The sequence below is a fragment of the Chitinivibrio alkaliphilus ACht1 genome (assembly GCF_000474745.1).
GTDB classification, from domain to species: domain Bacteria; phylum Fibrobacterota; class Chitinivibrionia; order Chitinivibrionales; family Chitinivibrionaceae; genus Chitinivibrio; species Chitinivibrio alkaliphilus.
Map to the genome: position 1 here is coordinate 1 of NZ_ASJR01000078.1, position 577 is coordinate 577.

Sequence of the window (577 nt, forward strand, 5' to 3'; positions counted from 1 at the left end):
AATACGATACGCCACATCGGAGGCATCCCGCTCAAAAACAGGACTTTCAAAGACAAGGCGCAGAGATGTGCCAAAGGGGATCTCGTCGCCCTCTGCTTGGGCAGATTTGCCCTGCACCAGTGCCCCATCTACATGGGAGGTGGTAAAGGAGTGGGCGTGAAGCGGGGCCTCTTTTTCACGAAGGCGGTAGTGCCATAGATGATACACCCCTTGATACATTTCGTGAACCGCCACGGCCTGCACACGGGAAGTTTCATCCAGCACAAGGGGGTCACCATCATAGAGCGTGCGGTTCTCCTCACTGATATCAGGACCACTCCCGTCATCTATGAGGTAATAAATCTCTGCATCATCAACACGATTTCCCTCTTCATCCTCTGCCCAGAGAACCACCGTGGTGTCAAAGTAAAATTCCACCGTATCGGCCGGATCTTCATACCCCGCATCGGCGTAGATACGTAGGCGGGGAAGGATACTCTCATAGAGCCAGGTAGAATCTTTGGTGGCGTAGGCATCTCCCACGGCACGAGCCCGAAGCGTAGCATTGCCCTGTATCTCCACCTCTCCCGTATGTCCC

At 54.2% G+C, this 577-nt stretch carries 1 protein-coding gene; it reads right to left on the bottom strand.

The annotated features are described in order from the left end of the window. The coding region (locus CALK_RS11705) for a hypothetical protein (RefSeq protein WP_034638430.1) at positions 1-577 on the bottom strand (577 nt) is incomplete at both ends.